The organism is Microbacterium sp. CFH 31415, assembly GCF_022538185.1.
Taxonomy (GTDB): domain Bacteria; phylum Actinomycetota; class Actinomycetes; order Actinomycetales; family Microbacteriaceae; genus Microbacterium.
Window position 1 is genome coordinate 54,862 of record NZ_JAKYXC010000004.1, and the last position, 19,534, is coordinate 74,395.

At 70.7% G+C, this 19,534-nt stretch carries 18 protein-coding genes; 10 read left to right on the top strand and 8 right to left on the bottom strand.

Going from position 1 to position 19,534, the window contains the following annotated elements:
* Positions 1–6 precede the first annotated feature (6 nt).
* Positions 7–1,449 carry an MFS transporter gene (locus MK786_RS06395; protein WP_241111402.1) on the top strand — a complete coding sequence of 481 codons (1,443 nt, stop codon included), beginning with the start codon at positions 7–9 and terminating at the stop codon, positions 1,447–1,449.
* A 9-nt stretch (positions 1,450–1,458) separates the two neighbouring features.
* On the opposite strand, the gene MK786_RS06400 is transcribed toward MK786_RS06395, so the two are convergent.
* Complete coding sequence (locus MK786_RS06400) at positions 1,459–1,926, bottom strand: hypothetical protein (RefSeq protein WP_241111403.1); 468 nt, start codon at positions 1,924–1,926, stop codon at positions 1,459–1,461.
* A gap of 107 nt (positions 1,927–2,033) precedes the next feature.
* Between MK786_RS06400 and MK786_RS06405 the strand changes: the two genes are divergently transcribed.
* From MK786_RS06405 to MK786_RS06415, 3 genes are read left to right on the top strand one after another with little or no spacing between them, the layout of a single operon-like run.
* Entirely contained in the window at positions 2,034–3,203 is a 1,170-nt protein-coding gene (locus MK786_RS06405) for a type III polyketide synthase (RefSeq protein WP_241111404.1), read from the top strand.
* Positions 3,200–3,949, top strand: coding sequence for a methyltransferase domain-containing protein (locus MK786_RS06410; protein WP_241111405.1), 750 nt, complete (start codon positions 3,200–3,202; stop codon positions 3,947–3,949). The genes MK786_RS06405 and MK786_RS06410 overlap by 4 nt, the downstream gene beginning before the upstream one ends.
* Positions 3,942–5,084 carry an NAD(P)/FAD-dependent oxidoreductase gene (locus MK786_RS06415; RefSeq protein WP_241111406.1) on the top strand — a complete coding sequence of 381 codons (1,143 nt, stop codon included), beginning with the start codon at positions 3,942–3,944 and terminating at the stop codon, positions 5,082–5,084. Before MK786_RS06410 ends, MK786_RS06415 begins: the two co-directional genes overlap by 8 nt.
* 23 nt (positions 5,085–5,107) lie before the next feature.
* Here MK786_RS06415 and MK786_RS06420 read toward each other — a convergent pair whose 3' ends face one another.
* A complete protein-coding gene (locus MK786_RS06420; RefSeq protein WP_241111407.1) occupies positions 5,108–5,950 on the bottom strand; it encodes a UbiA family prenyltransferase in 843 nt (280 codons plus the stop codon).
* Between the two features lie 28 nt (positions 5,951–5,978).
* The gene (locus tag MK786_RS06425; protein ID WP_241111408.1) at positions 5,979–8,180 is read right to left on the bottom strand and encodes an ATP-dependent Clp protease ATP-binding subunit; all 2,202 of its coding nucleotides are present in this window, start codon (positions 8,178–8,180) and stop codon (positions 5,979–5,981) included.
* Between the two features lie 159 nt (positions 8,181–8,339).
* Here MK786_RS06425 and MK786_RS06430 point away from each other — a divergent pair, with 159 nt between their 5' ends.
* The gene (locus tag MK786_RS06430; RefSeq protein ID WP_191764720.1) at positions 8,340–8,552 is read left to right on the top strand and encodes a dodecin family protein; all 213 of its coding nucleotides are present in this window, start codon (positions 8,340–8,342) and stop codon (positions 8,550–8,552) included.
* Between the two features lies 1 nt (position 8,553).
* Here MK786_RS06430 and MK786_RS06435 read toward each other — a convergent pair whose 3' ends face one another.
* The 4 genes from MK786_RS06435 to MK786_RS06450 all read right to left on the bottom strand — a co-directional run bounded on the left by MK786_RS06435 (position 8,554) and on the right by MK786_RS06450 (position 14,060).
* Positions 8,554–10,224 (bottom strand): SulP family inorganic anion transporter, encoded by a 1,671-nt coding sequence (locus MK786_RS06435; protein ID WP_241111409.1) that lies wholly within the window; start codon positions 10,222–10,224, stop codon positions 8,554–8,556.
* A 51-nt stretch (positions 10,225–10,275) separates the two neighbouring features.
* Positions 10,276–11,310, bottom strand: coding sequence for a GlxA family transcriptional regulator (locus MK786_RS06440; RefSeq protein WP_241111410.1), 1,035 nt, complete (start codon positions 11,308–11,310; stop codon positions 10,276–10,278).
* Between the two features lie 267 nt (positions 11,311–11,577).
* Positions 11,578–12,837, bottom strand: coding sequence for a glycosyltransferase (locus tag MK786_RS06445; RefSeq protein ID WP_241111411.1), 1,260 nt, complete (start codon positions 12,835–12,837; stop codon positions 11,578–11,580).
* A gap of 5 nt (positions 12,838–12,842) precedes the next feature.
* Entirely contained in the window at positions 12,843–14,060 is a 1,218-nt protein-coding gene (locus MK786_RS06450; protein ID WP_241111412.1) for a glycosyltransferase, read from the bottom strand.
* A gap of 107 nt (positions 14,061–14,167) precedes the next feature.
* On the opposite strand from MK786_RS06450, the gene MK786_RS06455 reads away from it, so the two are divergent.
* The 5 genes from MK786_RS06455 (at position 14,168) to MK786_RS06475 (ending at position 18,370) form a co-directional block, all read left to right on the top strand.
* Positions 14,168–14,761 carry a hypothetical protein gene (locus MK786_RS06455; protein WP_241111413.1) on the top strand — a complete coding sequence of 198 codons (594 nt, stop codon included), beginning with the start codon at positions 14,168–14,170 and terminating at the stop codon, positions 14,759–14,761.
* 43 nt (positions 14,762–14,804) lie between these two features.
* Positions 14,805–15,647, top strand: coding sequence for an LLM class F420-dependent oxidoreductase (locus MK786_RS06460; RefSeq protein WP_241111414.1), 843 nt, complete (start codon positions 14,805–14,807; stop codon positions 15,645–15,647).
* 117 nt (positions 15,648–15,764) lie between these two features.
* On the top strand, positions 15,765–15,977 hold the full coding sequence (locus MK786_RS06465) for a hypothetical protein (RefSeq protein WP_241111415.1): 213 nt from the start codon (positions 15,765–15,767) through the stop codon (positions 15,975–15,977).
* Positions 15,978–15,987: 10 nt separating this feature from the next.
* Entirely contained in the window at positions 15,988–17,466 is a 1,479-nt protein-coding gene (cls, locus tag MK786_RS06470; protein ID WP_241111416.1) for a cardiolipin synthase, read from the top strand.
* A gap of 13 nt (positions 17,467–17,479) precedes the next feature.
* Positions 17,480–18,370, top strand: coding sequence for a formylglycine-generating enzyme family protein (locus tag MK786_RS06475; protein WP_241111440.1), 891 nt, complete (start codon positions 17,480–17,482; stop codon positions 18,368–18,370).
* A gap of 3 nt (positions 18,371–18,373) precedes the next feature.
* Here MK786_RS06475 and MK786_RS06480 read toward each other — a convergent pair whose 3' ends face one another.
* Complete coding sequence (locus MK786_RS06480) at positions 18,374–19,525, bottom strand: AI-2E family transporter (protein ID WP_241111417.1); 1,152 nt, start codon at positions 19,523–19,525, stop codon at positions 18,374–18,376.
* Between the last annotated feature and the right edge of the window lie 9 nt (positions 19,526–19,534).

Consider the following 19,534-nt stretch of genomic DNA (forward strand, 5'->3'; position numbering starts at 1 on the left):
ATTGGCATGTCCCAATCACCGGACGCGAACCGCGCCCCAGACGACATCGATGTCGACGACGCGATCCTGGCCGAGGCGCGGGCCGAGGCATCCGGAACCTCCTCCGCCGCGCGCGCCGACGCCGCAGCGGATGCGGATCAGCCCGACCCGCTTCCCACCCCGTCGCGGAGCGGATCGCTCTGGCGGGACCCCAACTTCCTGACGCTGTGGAGCGGCCAGGCGCTCAGCCAGTTCGGCGCGCAGATCGCCGAGCTCGCGATCCCGGTGCTGGCGGTGCTGCTGCTCAACGCCACCGAGTTCCAGGTGGGCGTGCTCAACGCGGCCAACGTCGCCGCCTTCCTGCTGGTGGGGCTGCCGGCAGGCGCGTGGATCGACCGCATGCGCAAGCGCCACGTCATGATCGCCGCCGACGTCGTGCGCGCCGGCGCGCTCGCGCTCGTGCCGCTGCTGTGGATCCTCGGGGTCCTGCAGATCTGGCACCTCGTGGTCATCGCGGCGATCATCGGCATCGCCACAGTGTTCTTCGACGTGTCGTACCAGAGCATCGTGCCGTCGCTGGTGCGCCCGAACCAGATCGCCGAGGCGAACGGCAAGCTGCAGTCCACGTACGAGCTCGCCAACATCGCCGGCCCGGGATTCGGCGGCTGGCTGATCGGCGTGGTCACGGCCCCCGTCGCCGTGCTCGCGACAGCCGGGACCTATGTGGTGTCGGCCTTCGCCCTCCTGGTCACGCGCGACCATGAGGAGGGACCCGACCCCGCCCAGCGCGGCCCGATCCTCCACGAGATCTGGGAGGGTCTGCGCTTCGTCTTCACCGAGAAGCTGCTGCGCCGCATCGTCGCGACGACGGGCACGTCGAACTTCTTCAACACGGTGTCGACCACGCTGCTGCCGCTGTTCCTGCTGCGCGAGCTCGGATTCTCCCCGGCGTCGCTGGGCCTGATCTTCTCGCTCGCCTCGGTCGGCGGACTGCTCGGCGCCATGGCCACCCCGCACATCGTGCGGCTGATCGGCGAGGGCCGCGCGATCCCGGCTGCCGCGCTCGGCTTCAGCTTCGTCGCTCTGCTGCTGCCGGTGGCGGCGCTCACCCCCGCGTTCGCCTTCCCCCTGCTGGTCGGCCAGTTCTTCGTGATGAGCTTCATGGTGCTCGTGTACAACATCACGCAGGTGACGTTCCGGCAGCGGATCACGCCGCCCCGCCTGCTCGGGCGCATGAACGCCTCGGTGCGCTTCGTCATCTGGGGCGTGATGCCGATCGCCGCGCTGCTCGCGGGTGTGCTCGGCACGTGGCTGGGCGTCATCCCGACGATGTGGATCGGTGCGATCGGCCAGCTGCTGTCGGCGGTGTTCGTCGTGTTCTCGCCGTTCTGGTCGATGCGCGAGCTCCCCGACCAGCACACCGGACCCGCCGCATCCGCCGCCTCCGCCGCATCCGCCGACGAGAAGTGACCCGGCGGCTCACCCGTTCGCGACGGCCGTGCGGCCGCGCGTGACGCCCATCACGGCCAGCACCAGCTGTGCGAGGTAGGACAGGCCGATGAGCCCGGCGGAGATGGCGAACAGCGCCGCGGACGTCTGCGCCGTGATGCCGAACCACGACATGAGCACCGTGTCGAGCGGACCGCTGTCACCGGAGTCGGGCACCGTGAGCGCGCCGAGGACGATGCCGAGCCACAGCACGGCGCTCGCGATGTCGTAGAAGAGCCGCGTGGATCGCCCCCGCCGCACCTCGGGATCGAACAGCGTGATCGCGGGCGGCACGAGCAGCAGCGCGATCACGATGAGGCCGTACACGATGCCGAAGAACCCGAGCCAGCCCACCTCGGCCCCGAGGTTGCCGCGTCCGATGAAGAACAGCACCGGCAGGAAGACGGCCACCGGCCACTGGGCGTAGAACACGAAGCGACCGGTGCCCTCGATGTGCATGATCCGACCGTAGTACGCGAGCGGATGCCGCGGCCCGTGCTCTGCACGAACCTGACGGTTCGCACAAGACCACCCCGCGCGGGGCCTCGGGGTGCTTAGGTGTGAGCATGAGTCCGCGCATCGTCTCGATCGGAACTGCCGTCCCGACGACCCGCGTCGCCCAGACGGAGGCGCGCGACCTGTTCGCGACGCAGCCCGGCGTCGACCGCCTGACCGCACGGCTGATCCGCGCGGCGTTCGACGCCGCCGAGATCGAGCACCGGCATACCGTGCTCGCCCAGCTCGCCCTGTCGGGGGTGCCCGGTCCCGACGACGGCACGGCGTTCATCGACGCCGAGCGCGGCCTCCTCCGCCCGACGACCGGCACGCGCAACGACCTGTACATCCGCACGGCGCCGGCGCTCTACGCCGAAGCGGCCCGCACCGCGATGGCGGACGCCGAGATCGAGGCATCCGCCATCACCCATGTCGTGACCGTCTCCTGCACCGGATTCTTCGCCCCCGGGCCGGACTACCGGCTCGTGCGCGACCTCGGCCTCGACCCGTCGGTCGAGCGCTACCACCTCGGCTTCATCGGCTGCGCGGCAGCGATGCCCGGACTGCGGCTCGCGTCGCGCATCGCCGATTCCGACCCGGCGGCCGTCGTGCTCGTGGTGTGCGTCGAGCTGTGCACGCTGCACATCCGGCCGTCGGCCGATCCGCAGCAGATCGTGGCCGCGTCGGTCTTCGCCGACGGGGCCGCCGCGGCCGTGGTCACCGCCGACCCGGACGCGGGGCGCGAGGGCGGGCTCGAGCTCGACCGCTTCTCGACCGCGCTGACAGCGGAGGGCGAAGCCGACATGGTCTGGACCATCGGCGACCACGGGTTCGAGATGATCCTGTCGGCCGAGGTGCCCCGCATCGTCGGACGCGAGATTCGCGGCGCGGTCGACCGCTTCCTCGCGGGCGAGGCGACGCCCGACGTCTGGGCGGTCCATCCCGGCGGGCGCAGCGTGCTCGACCGCGTCGAGGCGGGCCTCGAGCTTCCGCCCACCGCTCTCGACGCCTCGCGCGGCGTGCTCCGCGACTACGGCAACATGTCGAGCGCCACGATCCTGTTCATCCTCGAGCGGATGCTGCGCGATGACGCCGTCGCCGACGGAGCGCGGCTCGCCGCCCTGGCGTTCGGGCCCGGGCTGACCATCGAATCGGCGCTGCTCACCAAGCGCGGCGCCACGGGTGCTGCGGTCGCCGATGCGCCGGCAGGGGCGGCGGTCGGGGCGGTCGCCGGCGCATGAGCCTGGCGGTCCGCGACATCGAGCTCGAGGAGCTCATGGACGATCCGGCCTGCGATCCGCGGCGCCTGCGCGCAACCCTGCGCCGGTTCGGCACCATCAACCGACTCTTCTCGGGCTGGGGCTTCGCCTACCGCGCCCGTCTGGCCCCGCACCTCGCTGCGCTCGGCCGCCCCGCACGGGTGCTCGACCTGGGCTCGGGGGGAGGCGACCTCGTACTCCGGCTCGCGCGGCTCGCGGCCAAGGACGGGCTCGACGTGACCTGGTCCGGAGTCGACCCCGACCCGCGCTCGCACGAGGTCGCGATCGGCCGGGACGCCCCGTCGAACGTGCGCTTCCGGCTGGCGGATGCCGCGACCCTGGTCGCCGAGGGCGATACCTTCGACGCGGTGCTGTCCAACCACGTCCTCCACCACCTCGGCGAGAACACGGCGACGTTCCTGTCGCAGTCGCGCGCGCTCTCGCACGGCCTGGTGCTGCACGGCGACATCGCGCGCGGCCGGATGCCGTACGTCCTGTACGCGGTGGCCGTCACCCCGTTCGCACCCGGGACCTTCCTGCGCACCGACGGGCTGCGCTCGATCCGCCGCAGCTACACGCACGACGAGCTGCGTCGCCTTCTCGATTGCGCGGAGCCCGGTGCCTGGGACGTGACCGGGCACGCGCCGTTCCGGCTGCTCGCCGCGGCACCCGGGCTCGCGCCGGCGCCGGGGCACGGCGCCGCACGCAGGGAGTCGCCGGGTGCCTGACGTCGTCGTCATCGGCGCGGGGCCGGTCGGCACGCTGCTCGCGGGCGACCTCGCCCGTCGCGGTGTCGACGTCGCCCTGTACGAGCGCCGTCCCACCGCCGGGGGCGGGACGCGGGCGATCGGCGTGCACGCGCCCGTGCTCGCCGCCCTCGAACCGGGCGGCGTGACGGAGCGACTGCTCGCGGCCGCGGCCCGGGTCCCCCGCGGCGAGGCGCGCTCGGGCGGACGCGTCCTGGGATCGCTGTCGTTCTCGCGTCTGTCGACGCGCTTCCCGTTCGTCGCGACGCTGCCGCAGGCCGCGACCGAGGCGGTGCTCGCCGCCGATTCCCCCGAGCCGACCCGCGGGGCGACGGCGATGTCGATCGCGCCCCGCCCCGACGGGGTGCGCGTGCGCATCGGCGTCGGTGGGCGCCCGACTGAGCTGACGGCGCCGATCGTGGTCGTCGCGACCGGTGCGGGAGGGCGCGACCTCGTCTTCCGCTCCGGTGCCGTGCGTGCGCACGAGTATCGCGACCGGTACCTGATGGCGGATGCCGCGACCGGCCCTCGCGCCGACGACGACCTCGCCGTGATCCACCTCGATCGAGACGGCGTGCTCGAGTCGTTCCCACTCCCGGACGGGTATCGGCGCTTCGTCACCTGGGACCGTCCGGGAGCAGACCCCGACCCCGCAGCACGCACAGCACGCCTGCGCGCCGCCCTCGACGCGCGAGGCGAGGGCGAGGCATCCGTCACCGTCTCACAGGCGACCGCCTTCGGCGTGCGGCGGATGGTCGCCGCGCGCCTGCGCAACGGCCGGGTGATCGTGATCGGGGATGCCGCGCACGAGGTCAGCCCGATCGGAGGTCAGGGCATGAACCTGGGTCTTCTCGACGCCGCGACCCTCGCGCCGCTGCTCGCGACGTGGGTGCGCAGCGGAGCAGCGCCGGACGCGGACCTTGCGCGGTGGGAGGCACGCCGGATCGCGTCGGCCCGCACCGCCGCACGTCTGGCCGCGGCGAACACGGTGCTCGGACGGAGCGCGCCTCGGGCCGTCGACGCGGGTCGGCGCACGCTGGTCCGCACGATGCTGACTCCTCCCGTCGACCGCATCTTCGCCCGCGCCTACTCGATGGGGTTCGACGCCGACGCCTGACCGACCTCGCGCGTCACCCCGCCTCACCCTGCCAGCGCGGCGCCGCTCGCGACGAGCTGTGCGGCCAGCAGGAGCGCGGCGAGCATGACGAGCCGGAACAGCACGCGCGCGGGGGGCCGGACGAGCGCACGCACGATCGTCCACCCTGCGACCCCGACGACGCCGGCGAAGAAGAGCCATGAGACGAGGGAGACCGTCGCGAGGTCGCCTCCCGACGTGCCGAGGAGCACCGCGATCCCGCCGGCCAGCACCGCGCTCGCGGCGAGGACAGCCGAGACCCGCGCCCCCAGCCGGTGCGGCAGCCCGCGCACGCCGGTGCGGGCGTCGTCGTCGAGGTCGGGCAGGACGTTGGTCAGATGCACCGCCGAGCCCAGAGCCGCGCCCGCGATCCATGCCCACCCCGGCGCGAACACCGGTTCGGGCGCCGACAGCGTCGCGAGCGACGGGAAGATCCCGAAGCTCACGATGAACGGCACGATCGACAGCACGCCCGACTTCAGCCCCGCGTTGTACGCCCACGCCGATCCGAGGAACAGCGCGTGCGCCGCGAGCATCCGCCAGCCGAGAGGTGCCGACAGTGCGAGCGCGACGAGCAGGGCGACGGATGCTGCGCCCCACGCCGCCCGCAGCGAGACGTCGCCCCGTGCGAGGGGCTTGTCGGTGCGGCCGACGGCTCGGTCGCGCGCCGCGTCGAGCGCGTCGTTCGAGATGCCGATCGACACCTGGCCCGCGAAGACGGCGAGGGTCAGCAGCGCCAGGCGCCACGGCTCGAGGCCGACGGCGAGGCCCAGCGTGAGCGCGAGGATCGTGACGACCAGCGTCGGGCCGGGATGGGTCGACCCCCACAGGGCCCGGACGGTGCGCACGCTCCGATGCTCTCACGGAGCGGGAGCGTCAGTCCTCCAGCAGCTCGGCCTCGATGACCTCCTCCTCGGCCTCGGGGACGGGCGCCGCACCCTCGCTGACGAGCGACAGCCCGGAGCCGTCCGCTGCGACATCCACCCGCACGACGTCGCCGTCGTGCACTCCGCCGCCGAGGATCGCCATGGCGAGGCGGTCCTGGATCTCGGACTGGATGAGCCGGCGCAGCGGGCGCGCACCGAACATCGGGTCGTAGCCGCGCTCGGCGAGCCAGCCGCGGGCGTCGGGCGTCACGGCCAGTGTGAGCCGGCGGTCCTTCAGCCTGCGCTGCAGCGCGAACACCGCGAGCTCGACGATCTGCGCGAGGTCATCCTCGGTGAGCGCCTGGAAGATGACGATGTCGTCGAGGCGGTTCACGAACTCGGGCTTGAACGCCTGGCGGACGAGCCCCTGCACCTGTTCCCGCTTCTGCTCGGTCGAGAGGGTCGGGTCGATCAGGATCGGCGAGCCCAGGTTCGAGGTGAGGATCAGGATGACGTTCTTGAAGTCGACGGTGCGGCCCTGGCCGTCGGTCAGGCGACCGTCGTCCATGACCTGCAGCAGCACGTCGAAGACCTCGGGGTGCGCCTTCTCCACCTCGTCGAGCAGCACGACCGAGTACGGACGACGCCGCACGGCCTCGGTCAGCTGACCGCCCTGCTCGTAGCCGATGTAGCCGGGAGGAGCACCGACGAGTCGGGAGACCGTGTGCTTCTCGCCGTACTCCGACATGTCGATGCGCACCATGGCGTGCTCGTCGTCGAAGAGGAACTCGGCGAGCGCCTTGGCGAGCTCGGTCTTTCCCACACCGGTCGGTCCGAGGAACAGGAACGAGCCGGTGGGCCGGTTCGGGTCGCTGATGCCGGCGCGCGAGCGCCGCACGGCGTCGGCCACCGCCTTGACGGCGTCCTTCTGGCCGATCAGGCGCTTGCCGAGCTCGGCCTCGAGGTGCAGCAGCTTCTCGGTCTCGCCCTGCAGCAGCCGGCCGACCGGGATGCCCGTCCACGCCGCGATGACCGCGGCGATGTCCTCGTCGGTGACCTGGTCGTTGACCATCCGGTCGCCGGCGGGCTCGTCGCGCTCGGCGTCGATGAGCTGCCGCTCGAGCGCCGGGATCTCGGCGTAGAGCAGGCGCGATGCCTTCTCGAGGTTGCCCTCGCGCTGAGCGCGCTCCGCCTCCATGCGCGCGGCATCGAGCTTGGTCTTCAGGTCGCCCACGCGGTTGAGCGAGGCGCGCTCGTGCTCCCAGCGGGCCTGCAGGTCGCTGAGTCGCTCCTGCTCGCCCGCAAGGGTCTCGCGAAGGGCCGCGAGGCGCTCCTTCGAGGCGTCGTCCTTCTCCTTCTTGAGCGCGAGCTCCTCGAGCTTCAGGCGGTCGACGTGACGGCGCAGCTCGTCGATCTCGAGCGGCGCGGAGTCGATCTCCATGCGCAGTCGGGAGGCGGCCTCGTCGATCAGGTCGATCGCCTTGTCGGGAAGCTGCCGGCTGGGGATGTAGCGGTGGCTGAGGGATGCCGCGGCCACGAGCGCCGCGTCGGCGATCGCCACCTTGTGGTGGGCCTCGTACCGCTCCTTGAGCCCGCGCAGGATCGCCACGGTGTCCTCGACCGAGGGCTCACCGACGTAGACCTGCTGGAAGCGGCGCTCGAGCGCGGCATCCTTCTCGATGAACTCCCGGTACTCGTTGAGCGTCGTCGCCCCGATGAGGCGCAGCTCGCCGCGTGCCAGCATGGGCTTGAGCATGTTGGACGCAGCGACGGAGCCCTCACCGCCGCCCGCGCCCATGAGCACGTGCAGCTCGTCGATGAACGTGATGATGCGTCCGTCGGACTCGGTGATCTCCTTGAGGACGCTCTTGAGGCGCTCCTCGAACTGACCGCGGTACATCGCGCCGGCGACGAGGGCCGAGATGTCGAGCGTGACGAGCTCCTTGTCCTTGAGGGACTCGGCGACGTCGCCTGCGACGATGCGCTGCGCGAGGCCCTCGACGACGGCGGTCTTGCCGACGCCGGGCTCTCCGATGAGCACGGGGTTGTTCTTCGTGCGGCGGGTCAGCACCTGGCTGACGCGCCGGATCTCGCTGTCGCGGCCGATGACCGGATCGAGCTTCCCCTGGCGCGCCCGGTCGGTGAGGTTGATGCCGAACTGCTCGAGGGCGCTGCGCGCGTCCTCCTGCCCCGGCTGCTGTGTGGCGTTCATGTCTCTCCTGAAGTCTTCTCACAAAGTTGAGTCGTGATGACTCAACTTTAGCAGGAGAGTGGATGCCACGGCAATGCGTGCGCCCGATCGTCAAGGGGTTGATTCGTCCGGCGAGCGGGAGAACGCTGGGATCCACCCACACGAACAGAGGAGTTCATGATGAGCAGCACGACGGTCGCGCGCGTCACGACGATCACCGCCCGGTCCCCCGAGAGCTTCGAGGCGGCTGTCCGAGAGGGCATCGCCCGCTCGCACCAGACGCTGCGCAACGTCAGCGGAGCATGGGTGAAGGAGCAGAAGGTCGAGTGCACCGACGGCGAGATCACCTCGTACCAGGTGGCATTGGAGGTCACGTTCGTCCTCGACGACTGAGCTACGGCCGGTCGCCGATCTCCGCGCGGGCATCGGCGTGCGCACGGCGCAGCGTCTCACCGACCCACTCGGTGCCCTTGTAGACGTTCCGCTCGCCGATGTCCTCGAGCAGCCCGCCCGCCTCGAGCGCGTCGATCACGCGGTCCTCGGTCGCGACGACCTTCAGGCTCGAGTCAGCATCGCGCAGCTGATGTGCGAAGCGGCGCAGCACGTCCACGAGCGACAGCCCGATCTGGTCGGTGCCGCGCAGGCGGACGATGACGACGGCGTTGCGCGACGCCCGGCTGACTTCCGGCAGCTGCTTCTCGAAGATCGGCGCGCTGGCGAAGAACAGGCTGCCGTAGGGCTGCAGCACCAGCACGGCGTCGGGCGGCACGACCGCAGGCGGCTCCGACTCGCGCAGGCGGCCGCCGGGCTCGATGTGCACGGCGCGCACGCGCACGCGGTTGGACTGCTGGCCGACGTACAGGATGATCCCGAGGCCGACGCCGGCGAGCACGGCGAACTGCAGCGGGATCACGAGCGTCAGCCCGAACGTGACCGCCATGACGGCCGTCGGCAACGGGCCCGACTTCGTCACCGAGTAGATCCGGCTGGGCTTGATCGCCCCGAATCCGACCACCATGAGCAGGCCCGCGAGCGCGGGCATGGCGATGAAGGCGACGAGGTCGGAGGCGGCGAACACGACGACGGCCATCACCGCCGCCGCGATGAAGAGCGCGAGGCGCGTCTGCGCGCCCGACTGCACGATGATCGACGATCCCGACATCGACCCCCCGACCGGCATGCCCTGGAAGAGGCCCGACATGACATTGCCCGCGCCTTGACCGATGAAGTCGCGGTTCGCGTCCGCCGGACGACCGTCTGCCGTGGGGATGCCTGCTGACACCGCCGCGCCCTGCACCAGGCCGATGAAGGCCAGCGACACCGCCGGGATGATCAGCACCGGGATGTCGGCGGCGCTCGGCAGCACCGGCGCGGGCAGCCCGCGCGGAACGTCGACGATGTCGCGCAGCTGGGCCACCGGGTCGCCGACCCACAGGTTGAGGAGCACGGCGCACACCGAGCCGGCGATGACCGCGACGACGAGCCCCAGGCTCCCGACGGGGGTGGGTCGCAGCACGACGATGAGCAGGATCGCGATGGTGCCGACCACGACCGATGCGATGCTCCACTGCCCGATGTGCACGAGCACGTCGATGGTCTTCAGCAGCCGGTTGGCACCCCGCCCGGGATAGCCGGTGAAGTTCGAGAGCTGCCCGAGAATGATGTTCACGCCGATCGCCGTGACGAACCCGGTCATCACCGCGGTCGGCACAAAGCTCACCAGACGGCCGGCCCGGGCGAAGCCCGCGATCGCCATGACCACGCCCGTGAGGATCGCGAGCGTGAACAGCGCGCGGTCGGGATCCGGGCGAGAGGCGAGGTCGGCGTCCGACACGACCAGCGCCATCGCGCTCGTCGCCTGCACGGCCATGAACGCGCTGCTCGTGACGAACGCGGCGCCGGCCATCCCGAACAGGTAGGCGTAGAGCCCCGCGAGTGGATTCACGCCGGCGAGCAGTCCGGCCGCGAGACCGTCGGGGACGGCCTCCACGCCCAGCACCAGGCCGGCCGCGGCATCCTTCCCCAGAGTCTTGCGGGAGAACCACCGCTTCGGATCGATCCGCACGCTCACACCGTAGTGATGTGGACGCTGCGCGGCGTCGCCCGCCGCGGGTGGTTACGCGACGGGTTCGAGCATCGCCCCTGCGCCGTGCCTCGATTCGGCAGCCTCGATCCCCGCAGCCTCCCGCGCCTCGCGGGTGCAGCAGAACCGCGCTCGGTAGGCCGTCGGGGTCGTATCGAGGACGCGCGCGAAGTTCTGACGCAGCACGGCGGCCGACCCGAAACCGCTCTCGTAGGCGATGCGGTCGAGTCCGAGGTCGGTCTTCTCGAGCAGCCGCTGCGCATGGATGATGCGCTGGCGCGCGAGCCACGCCGCGGGCGTCGCGCCGTAGTCGGCCTTGAAGCGCCGGGCGAACGTGCGCGGCGACATGTGGGCCTTCGAGGCGAGCTGATCGACGCTGAGGTCGAGACGGAGATTCTCGAGCATCCAGTCGGTGACCGGCGCGAGCGACAGCGACGCCACCTCGGGCAGCGGCCGGTCGATGAACTGCGCCTGTCCGCCGTCGCGCTGCGGGGGCACGACCATGCGGCGGGCGATCCTGTTGGTCATCTCCGCCCCGAGCTCCTGGCGGAGAAGGTGCAGGCAGGCGTCCAGGCCGGCCGCGGTGCCCGCGCTCGTGATGATGCGGCCGTCCTGCACGTAGAGCACGTCGGGGTCGACGTGGACGGCGGGGTACATGCGGGCCATCGCGTCGGCGTACATCCAGTGCGTCGTGGCCTTGCGGCCGTCGAGCACACCGGATGCAGCCACGACGAACGAGCCGCTGCAGACGCTCAGCACCCACGCGTCGCGCGCGACGGCCTGGCGGATCACGTCGAGCACGCGCTCGTCGGCGGTGCTGCGCGCCCAGTACTCGCGCGGCGTGGGTGACACGACGACCAGGTCGGCCTCGTAGGCGAACGAGAGGTCGTGATCGACGTTGATCGAAAAGCCCATCTTGGAGTTCACCACGCCCGGGTCGGGCGTCACGATGCGGAAGTCGAAGTTCGGGATGCCGTCAGCGGAGCGATCGAGGCCGAAGGCCTCACATGCGACGCCGAACTCGAAGGGAGCGAACCCGTCCTGCACGATGACGGCGACCGTCTTCATGATGACCTCCTGGAGTGGGAGTTTCCATGGCAGTTTTCCTGCGATGCGTGTCCATCCTGCCACTGTTGGCAGGACAAGCACAAGCGTAGCGTTTCTGCCATGTTCATGGTGATTCTTCTTGCAGCACTGTCCGCTGTCGCGGTCGCCTCGACGATCACGGCACTTCGCAACGACGGCTACCGTCGCACCCCGACCGATTGGTCGCGTCTCGTCTGACTCCGCCCCTCGCCCCGTGCCCCCGGTCCTCAGGGATCCGGGGGCTGGGGGTCAGCCGGCGATGATGCGGTCGTAGATCTCGACCATCGCCGCGGTGCGGGACGACTGCCGGAACCGCTCGCGGATCGTCGGATCCACCGGCACCGATGCTCCCGCGTCGATGTCCGCCACCGCGGTGCGCAACGCCTCCGCCAGGGCCCCGGTCGACGCATCCGCCCTCGTCCCCTCGCCCACGCGCCAGAATCCCGCGCCGAGCTCGGCCGCCAGGTCGGGGTCGCTCACGACCGACGGCGTTCCCAGCGAGGCCGCCTCGAAGATCGTCATGCCCTGCGTCTCGAAGCCGATCGACGTCTGCACGACGGCGTCGGCGCCGGCGATCCGGCGCAGCGTCTCGGCATACGGCAGCCGCCCGGCGAAGACCACCGACGCAGCGGGCCGCGTGCGCGCGACCACCCGCTCGGCCGCGGCGAGCTGGCCGCCGCCGCCGATCACCTCGACCTCGGCCCGCACGCCCGACTCGGCGAGCGCTTCGAGGAACGGCAGCAGGCGCTTCTCAGGGCTCATGCGTCCGAGCCAGACGAGCCGGGCCGGCCCAGGAGCGCGCCCCTCCGGCGCTTCGGCGAGGGTCGCGTCGAGGACGTCGTCATCGATGCCGTTCCACACCACGTCGACGCTCGAGCCGGGCGAGTGGAGATCCAGGATTCCGCGGCGTCCTCCCGGGACCACGCCGTGGTCTTCGAGCCGCCGTGCGAAGTGCGTCGAGGGCGCGGTCACGGCATGCGAGCGCCCGGCGAAGCGGCGCAGGAACGCCCAGCCGTCGGACCCGTCGGCGTCGCCGCTGGACTGCACGTCGAGCGCGCGCCGCTGCCAGGCGTTGAGCACCGCGAGCACGGTGGACGGGAACGGCGCCGTCGCCTCGACGCCGACGTCGACGCGGTTGTGCATGGTGTGCACCACGGGCAGTCCATGCCGCGCGGCGTACCGATGGCCGATGAACGCGCCCCAGAAGTCGGCCTGGATGTGCACGACGTCGACAGGAGGGCGAGCGGCGAGCGCGGCATCCACCCATCGATCCGTTCGCCGGCCCGGCCACGACATCGAGTACTCGCGGTCGAACGTGATCGGGATCGACGGCAGGTCGAGGTACGCGGCGTCCGCGGCGATGGACCTGCCCCGCGGGCCGTGCACGGCCGGCGCGACGATCGTGACGGTGTGTCCGGCCAGCTCGAGGAACCGCCGTTGCAGCCGCATCGACACCTGGGCTCCGCCGAGGGTCTCGACGTGCTGGTCGCCGAACATCACGACGTGCACGAGGGCTACTCCGGCAGCGGTTCGTCGCGGTACAGCGCCTCGAAGGTGTCGAGCGTGCGCTTCATGTCGTGCACCTTCACGCCATCGAGCGACGCCTGCTGCATCTGCAGGCGATCCTCGGGCGACAGCGTGAGCACCGCGGTGAGCTTCTCGGCGAGATCGTCCACATCGCCGGGACGGAAGAGGTAGCCGTTCTCTCCGTCGTGCACGAGGTGAGGCAGCGCCACGGCGTCGGCAGCGACGATCGGCAGGCCGGACGCCATCGCCTCCATGGTCGCGATGGACTGCAGCTCGGCGATCGACGCGATGACGAAGAGGCTCGCGTTCGTGAGGAGCGCCTTGAGCTCGTCATCAGTGGTGTGACCATGGAAGCGCACGCGATCGGTCAGGCCGAGCTCGCGCGTGAGCTCTTCGAGGTTGCGACGCTGGTCGCCCTTGCCGACGATGTCGAACGTCACGTCGAGCGCGGGGTCGAGCGTGGCGAGCGCCCGCAGCACGACATCGATCTGCTTCTCGGTCGTGAGCCGGCCGACGAACACGAGGCGGTTGCCGTCGCGGGGCGTGAGGTCGGCGGTGTAGTTCGACGCCTCGATGCCGCAGCTGACCGGGATCACGCTCTGGATCTCGATGGTGCGCTCGAGGAACTCCGCCGCCTTGCGCGTGGGGGTGGTGACGGCGCGCGTCATGTCGAAGGTGCGCTTGGCGTCCTCCCACGCGAGCTTGATCGCGTAGCGCGTCCACGAGGCGGGCAGCACTGTGAAGTCGAGCACGTTCTCTGCCATCACGTGGTTGGTCGCGACCACCGGGATGCCGCGCTGCCGGGCGATGCGCGTCAGTCCGCGGCCGATGACGATGTGCGACTGGATGTGCACGACATCGGGCTTGACCCGGTCGAGCACGCGCCGCGCGTAGTACTTCGAGCGGAACGGCAGCACGAAGGTGAGCCAGTCGTGCGGGTACCAGCGCCACGAGGCGATGCGGTGCATCGTCATCGGCTCACCCTCGATCACCTCGGTGAACGTGCCGTGGGCACGGTGGGTGGCGCTCGGCGCCATCACGTGCACGTCGTGGCCGCGCTTGACGAGACCGGCGGCCAGGCGCTCCGCGAACCGGGCAGCACCGTTGACGTGGGGCAGCCAGGTGTCGGCGCCGATCAGGATCGTCAGGGGTCGCTGGACTGCGGCGTCGGCCAGATGGTCGTCGGGCGTCGCGGACTCGGTCACGGGGTACGGGGGCCTGTCTGTGCGGCGGGGTTGCGCGGCGGGAAGGGGAGGGTGGCGCGGCATCCACTGTACCCGAGGGGCCCTGGTGAGCCCCGTACGCTGGACGCATGCCCCGACTCCAGGCTGACGCCGATCCGACGCTGTGGGTGCCCGTGACCGAGTCGCTCGGTTTCAAGGGACGCCGGCACCGCAAGGCCGCGATCCGGATGCTGCTCTCCCAGGCGAACACCGCCGTGGGCGCGGAGCGGCCCGGCAGCGGCGTGGCCGCGTGGGCGATGAGCCAAGCGGCGCCCTTCCTCATGCGGCGAGCCGCCGGACGCGTGCTGGTCTGGGTGTGGAAGGCCGACCCCGAGCTCGTCGTGACGATGGCGCAGGTGCAGGAGGCGACGCCCCAGCTGCGCACCGCCCGGGCCATGATGCCGATGGAGTACGACGACACCGAGTCCTTCCGCAGCAGCCACCTCGGCGTCGGCGAGAGGCTCGAGATGGCGCTCCCCTCCGACCCGCGCACGCCGCCGTTCGCCACCTACACGTGGGACACCGGCACGCACTTCGTCACCGTCACCGCGGTGTGCTCCGACCGCGAGCGCTTCGGCACCGTGATCGGCTCGGTGGACGACCTCGCCCGCACGGTGCGCGTCGTCGACGACCTCGCCGTGGGCGAGGCGCCTGGCGTCCTGCGCATCGAGCCGAAGAACTGATCGCCCCGCCGCGCTGACGCGCCGTGGAACCGGAGGAGCCCGAATGGTCGACGTACGCCATCCGGCAGCCCACCGCCCCGTGCGCATCGGCGTGCAGCTGGCCCCGCAGCACGCGAGCTACAGCGCCTACCGCGACGCGGTGCTGCGCGCCGACGACATGGGCGTCGATGCGATCTTCAACTGGGACCACTTCTTCCCGCTGACCCCGCCATTCGACGCCGAGCACTTCGAGGCCTGGACGGTGCTCGCCGCGATGGCCGAGCAGACCGAGCGCGTCGAACTGGGCCCGCTCGTCAACTGCAGCTCGTACCGCAACCCCGATCTGCAGGCCGACATGGCCCGCACGGTCGACCACATCAGCGCGCGGGCCACGGGCACGGGCCGCCTCATCTTCGGCACCGGCTCGGGCTGGGCCGAGCCCGACTACGTCGAGTACGGGTACGAGTTCGGCACCGTCGGCTCGCGCCTCGACGACCTCGCCGCCGACCTGCCCCGCATCCGCTCCCGCTGGGACCGTCTCAACCCCCTGCCCACGCGACGGATCCCGATCCTCATCGGCGGCCAGGGCGAGCGCAAGACCCTGCGGCTCGTCGCCCAGCACGCCGACATCTGGCACACCTTCACGACGCTCGAGGACATGCCGCGCAAGATCGGAGTGCTGCACGAGTGGTGCGCGAAGGAGGGACGCGACCCCGCCGAGATCGAGCTGTCGACCGGGTACACGATCCGCGGCTTCGGCCCGCTGCTGGAGGCGGATGCCCCGGCCCGTCTGTTCGAGCTCGGCTTCCGGCTCATCATCCCGGCGATAGACGGCCCGGACTACGACCTGTCGCCGCTCGTGCCGCTGCTCGCGTGGCGCGACCGGTTGAACGACGAACTCGGCTGAGCTTCGTCACCGGGTGAGCGAGCCGTCCTGAGCGAATCGTCCCTCACGGGTGACGACGCAACCCGAGCCGTCCTCCACGCTGGCAGTGTCCGTTTCGCGCCGCGCCGGAAGAGAGACATGTCCGCTCACCTCGTCGAAGTCGTCATCACCGGTCACCTCGGCCCGTCGCTGACCGCGGCGCTCGAGGGCTACGACGTGGTGCGGCGGGACGACGGCACGTCGAGCGTCACCGGTATGGTGAGCGACCAGGCCGAGCTGCGGGCTCTGCTCGCCGTCTTCGACGGGCTGAACATCGAGGTCGTGTCGGTCAACCGCGTGACCCCCGCCTGAAGGAGACCGCGTGGCCGCCAGCATCCTCGACCAGTCCGCCGTGTGGCCGATCATCCTGCTGGTGGTGTTCGCGATCAACATCGTCGCGCTCATCGTCATCCCCCGCGGCCGCAAGCCGACGGCGGCGATGGCGTGGCTGCTCCTGATCTTCCTCCTCCCCTTCATCGGCATCCTGCTCTTCCTGCTCATCGGCAGCGTCCGGTTGCCGAAGGCCCGGCGCGACGAGCAGGCGCGCATCGACGGTCTGATCCGCGGCGCCGTCGATGCGCGGGGGCTGCGCACCGACGAGCCCGACTGGCCCCGCTGGTTCCAGCGGGTCGTCCAGCAGAACGAGCTGCTCACCGCACTGCCGGCTACCGACGGGAACGAGGCATCCCTCTTCCCGGACTACCAGGGATCGATCGACGCCATGGCGGCCGAGATCGACACGGCGCAGGCGTTCGTGCACGTCGAGTTCTTCATCGTGGCATGGGATGACACGACCCGCGGCTTCTTCGCCGCCATGGAGCGGGCCGTCGCGCGCGGCGTCACGGTGCGGCTGCTCGCGGACTACGTCGCCACCCGCCGGCTCGGCAACTGCACGGCGACCCTCGCCGAGCTCGACCGCATCGGCGTGGAGTGGGCGTGGATGCTGCCGGTCATGCCGCTGAAGGGCAAGTATCAGCGCCCCGACCTGCGCAACCACCGGAAGATCGTGGTCGTTGACGGGCGCGCGGCCTTCATGGGGTCGCAGAACCTCATCGACCGCACCTACGACTCGCCCAAGAACATCAAGCGCGGCCTGAAGTGGCAGGAGCTCATGACGCGCCTGACCGGCCCGGTCGTCACGGCGGTCAACGCGGTGTTCCTGTCGGACTGGCTGATCGAGACGGGCCAGGATCTCTCGACGATCGAGCACGTGCCGGCCACCGAGGTCGCGCGCTCGACCGCTCCCGATGCGCTGCTGTGCCAGGTGGTGCCGAGCGGCCCCGGGTACGACACCGAGAACAACCTGCGACTGTTCCTCTCGCTCATCTACGGCGCGACCGAGAAGGTCATCCTGACCAGTCCGTACTTCGTGCCCGACGAGGCGATGGTGTACGCGATCACCACCGCATGCCAGCGCGGACTCGACGTGCAGCTGTTCGTCTCCGAGATCGGCGACCAAGGCCTGGTGTACCACGCGCAGCGCTCCTACTACACGGCGCTGCTCGAGGCCGGCGTGAAGATCTTCCTCTACCCCGCGCCGTTCATCCTCCACTCGAAGCACTTCTCGATCGACGACGACATCGCGGTCATCGGGTCGAGCAACATGGACATCCGCTCCTTCAGCCTCAACATGGAGGTCTCGCTGCTCGTGCGCGGCGCCTCGTTCGTGACCGAGATGCGTGCTGTCGAGCAGGCCTACCGCGACGCCGGGCGCGAGCTCACGCTGCGCGAGTGGCGCGACCAGCCCGGCAAGGCGACCTTCCTCGACGGCCTCGCTCGTCTCACCTCGGCGCTGAACTGACCGTATGGACGACATGGTCCTGATCGAGGGCAGCACGTTCCTCATGGGCTCCGACGAGTTCTACCCCGACGAGCGGCCCGTGTACGAACGAGCCGTCGACACCTTCCGCATCGACCGTCATGCCGTCACCAACGACGAGTTCGCGGCGTTCGTCGACGACACCGGCTATACGACGGTCGCCGAACGCGGGCTCGATCCCGCAGGTTTCCCGGGGGCGGACCCGGTCGACCTCGTCCCGGGGTCCATGGTCTTCACCCCCACAGCGGGCCCGGTCGACCTCGGCGACTGGCGCAACTGGTGGCGCTGGCAGCCGGGTGCGCACTGGCGCCGGCCGTTCGGCCCCGAATCATCGATCGACCAGCGGATGCGGCATCCAGTCGTCCATGTCGCGTTCGAGGACGCCACCGCTTACGCCGCATGGGCCGGCAAACGGCTGCCGACCGAGGCGGAGCACGAGTACGCGGCCCGGGGCGGACTCGCCGGGGCCCGCTTCGCGTGGGGCGACGACATGCATCCGGGGGGGCGGGTGATGGCCAACTCATGGCTCGGTCGGTTCCCGTACCGGAATGAGGGGGTGGGGGATGCCGCGCCCGTCGGCTCGTATCCGCCCAACGGCTACGGGCTGTACGACATGACGGGCAACACGTGGGAGTGGACCAGCGACTACTGGACACCGCGGCACCTGCGGCTGTCGGATCGCCCCGTCGACCCCGGGCGACGGCAGAACCTGCTCGCCACCGCGAGCGCGGAGGAGGGGTTCTCCACACCGCGCCGCGTGCTCAAGGGCGGCTCGCACCTGTGCTCGCCTGACTACTGCCTGCGCTTCCGTCCGGCGGCGCGGTCGGCACAGGCCGAGGACACCGGCATGTCGCACATCGGCTTCCGATGCGCGCGCGACGCGTGATGCCTAGACCTTGAGGTCCTGCTTCGGCACGACCACCTCGCGGATGATCAGCAGGATCGAGGCCATGACCGGCAGCGCGACCAGCACACCGATGACGCCCATCAGCGCGCCCCCGATGAGCGCCCCGATGAGCACGAGGGCCGCGGGGATCGCGACCGCGCGATTCATGACCCGTGGACTCACGACGTACGACTCGAGCTGGATGTAGATCAGGTACGCGATCGCGAAGATCAGCGCCTGGAGCGGGCTGGTGAACAGCGCGACACCGGTGCCGATGACGAGGAAGATCACCGAACCGAACAGCGGGATGAGCGTCACGACGAAAGCCACGACGGCCATGAGCGCCGGGAACGGCAGCCGGATCACGAGGTGCAGCACGAACACGACCCCGGCGTTGAGTGCGGCGAGGATCACGGATCCGATGAGGGCGCTGCCCACCGAGTCGGTGATCCGCTCGGTGAGGCTCTCGAGTCGCGGGCGGCTGTGCGCCGGCGCCAGATCGTAGAACGCCCGCTTGATCGACGCGAGGGACGCGAGGAAGTAGAGCGTGAGGGCGACGACGATGAACGAGGCGGTGATGCCGCTGACGAAGGCGACGCCCACGGCGAGCACGCCGCCCCCGAGCGCCGCGATCGTCGACGGACTCGAGATCCACTCTCCCAACTGCTCGAGGCCCGCGACGAGTGCGACCTGTGTGTCGGCGTTCAGCGCCGCGAACCACTCGGTCTCGGGAACACCTGCGATCGACTCGGGGATCGCCTCGACGAACTCCGCGATCTGGGCGATGACGGGGGGCAGCACCCAGATCAGGAACGCGAGGAACAGCAGGGTGAAGCCGCCGAACACGATGGCGATCGCGCCGCTCCGCTTCACGCGATGGCGTTCGAGACGCCGCACGATGGGGTCGAGACCGACCGCCAGGAACATCGCGAGGATGATGTAGACGAGGATCGTCGAGATCGAGCTGAGCGCACTGCCGAGCAGGAGCGCTCCCAGCACGCCGAGGGTGGTGATGAAGCCGAGGGCGAGCGGCCGGTCGAGCGCCGCCAGCACGCCCAGGAAGCGCCGAGGCCTGTCGGGAAGCGGCAGCCCGCCCGCCTCGGCGTCCGGACCCCCACCGTCGGCGCCCAGACCCCCACCGTCGGCGTCATCCATGCGGCCATG

Coding starts and splice junctions, on each gene's coding strand:
- MK786_RS06395 (WP_241111402.1), top strand. CDS start 7: ATGTCCCAATCACCGGACGCGAACCGCGCCCCAGACGACATCGATGTC.
- MK786_RS06400 (WP_241111403.1), bottom strand. CDS start 1,926: ATGCACATCGAGGGCACCGGTCGCTTCGTGTTCTACGCCCAGTGGCCG.
- MK786_RS06405 (WP_241111404.1), top strand. CDS start 2,034: ATGAGTCCGCGCATCGTCTCGATCGGAACTGCCGTCCCGACGACCCGC.
- MK786_RS06410 (WP_241111405.1), top strand. CDS start 3,200: ATGAGCCTGGCGGTCCGCGACATCGAGCTCGAGGAGCTCATGGACGAT.
- MK786_RS06425 (WP_241111408.1), bottom strand. CDS start 8,180: ATGAACGCCACACAGCAGCCGGGGCAGGAGGACGCGCGCAGCGCCCTC.
- MK786_RS06430 (WP_191764720.1), top strand. CDS start 8,340: ATGAGCAGCACGACGGTCGCGCGCGTCACGACGATCACCGCCCGGTCC.
- MK786_RS06440 (WP_241111410.1), bottom strand. CDS start 11,310: ATGAAGACGGTCGCCGTCATCGTGCAGGACGGGTTCGCTCCCTTCGAG.
- MK786_RS06455 (WP_241111413.1), top strand. CDS start 14,168: ATGCCCCGACTCCAGGCTGACGCCGATCCGACGCTGTGGGTGCCCGTG.
- MK786_RS06460 (WP_241111414.1), top strand. CDS start 14,805: ATGGTCGACGTACGCCATCCGGCAGCCCACCGCCCCGTGCGCATCGGC.
- MK786_RS06465 (WP_241111415.1), top strand. CDS start 15,765: ATGTCCGCTCACCTCGTCGAAGTCGTCATCACCGGTCACCTCGGCCCG.
- MK786_RS06475 (WP_241111440.1), top strand. CDS start 17,480: ATGGTCCTGATCGAGGGCAGCACGTTCCTCATGGGCTCCGACGAGTTC.
- MK786_RS06480 (WP_241111417.1), bottom strand. CDS start 19,525: ATGGATGACGCCGACGGTGGGGGTCTGGGCGCCGACGGTGGGGGTCCG.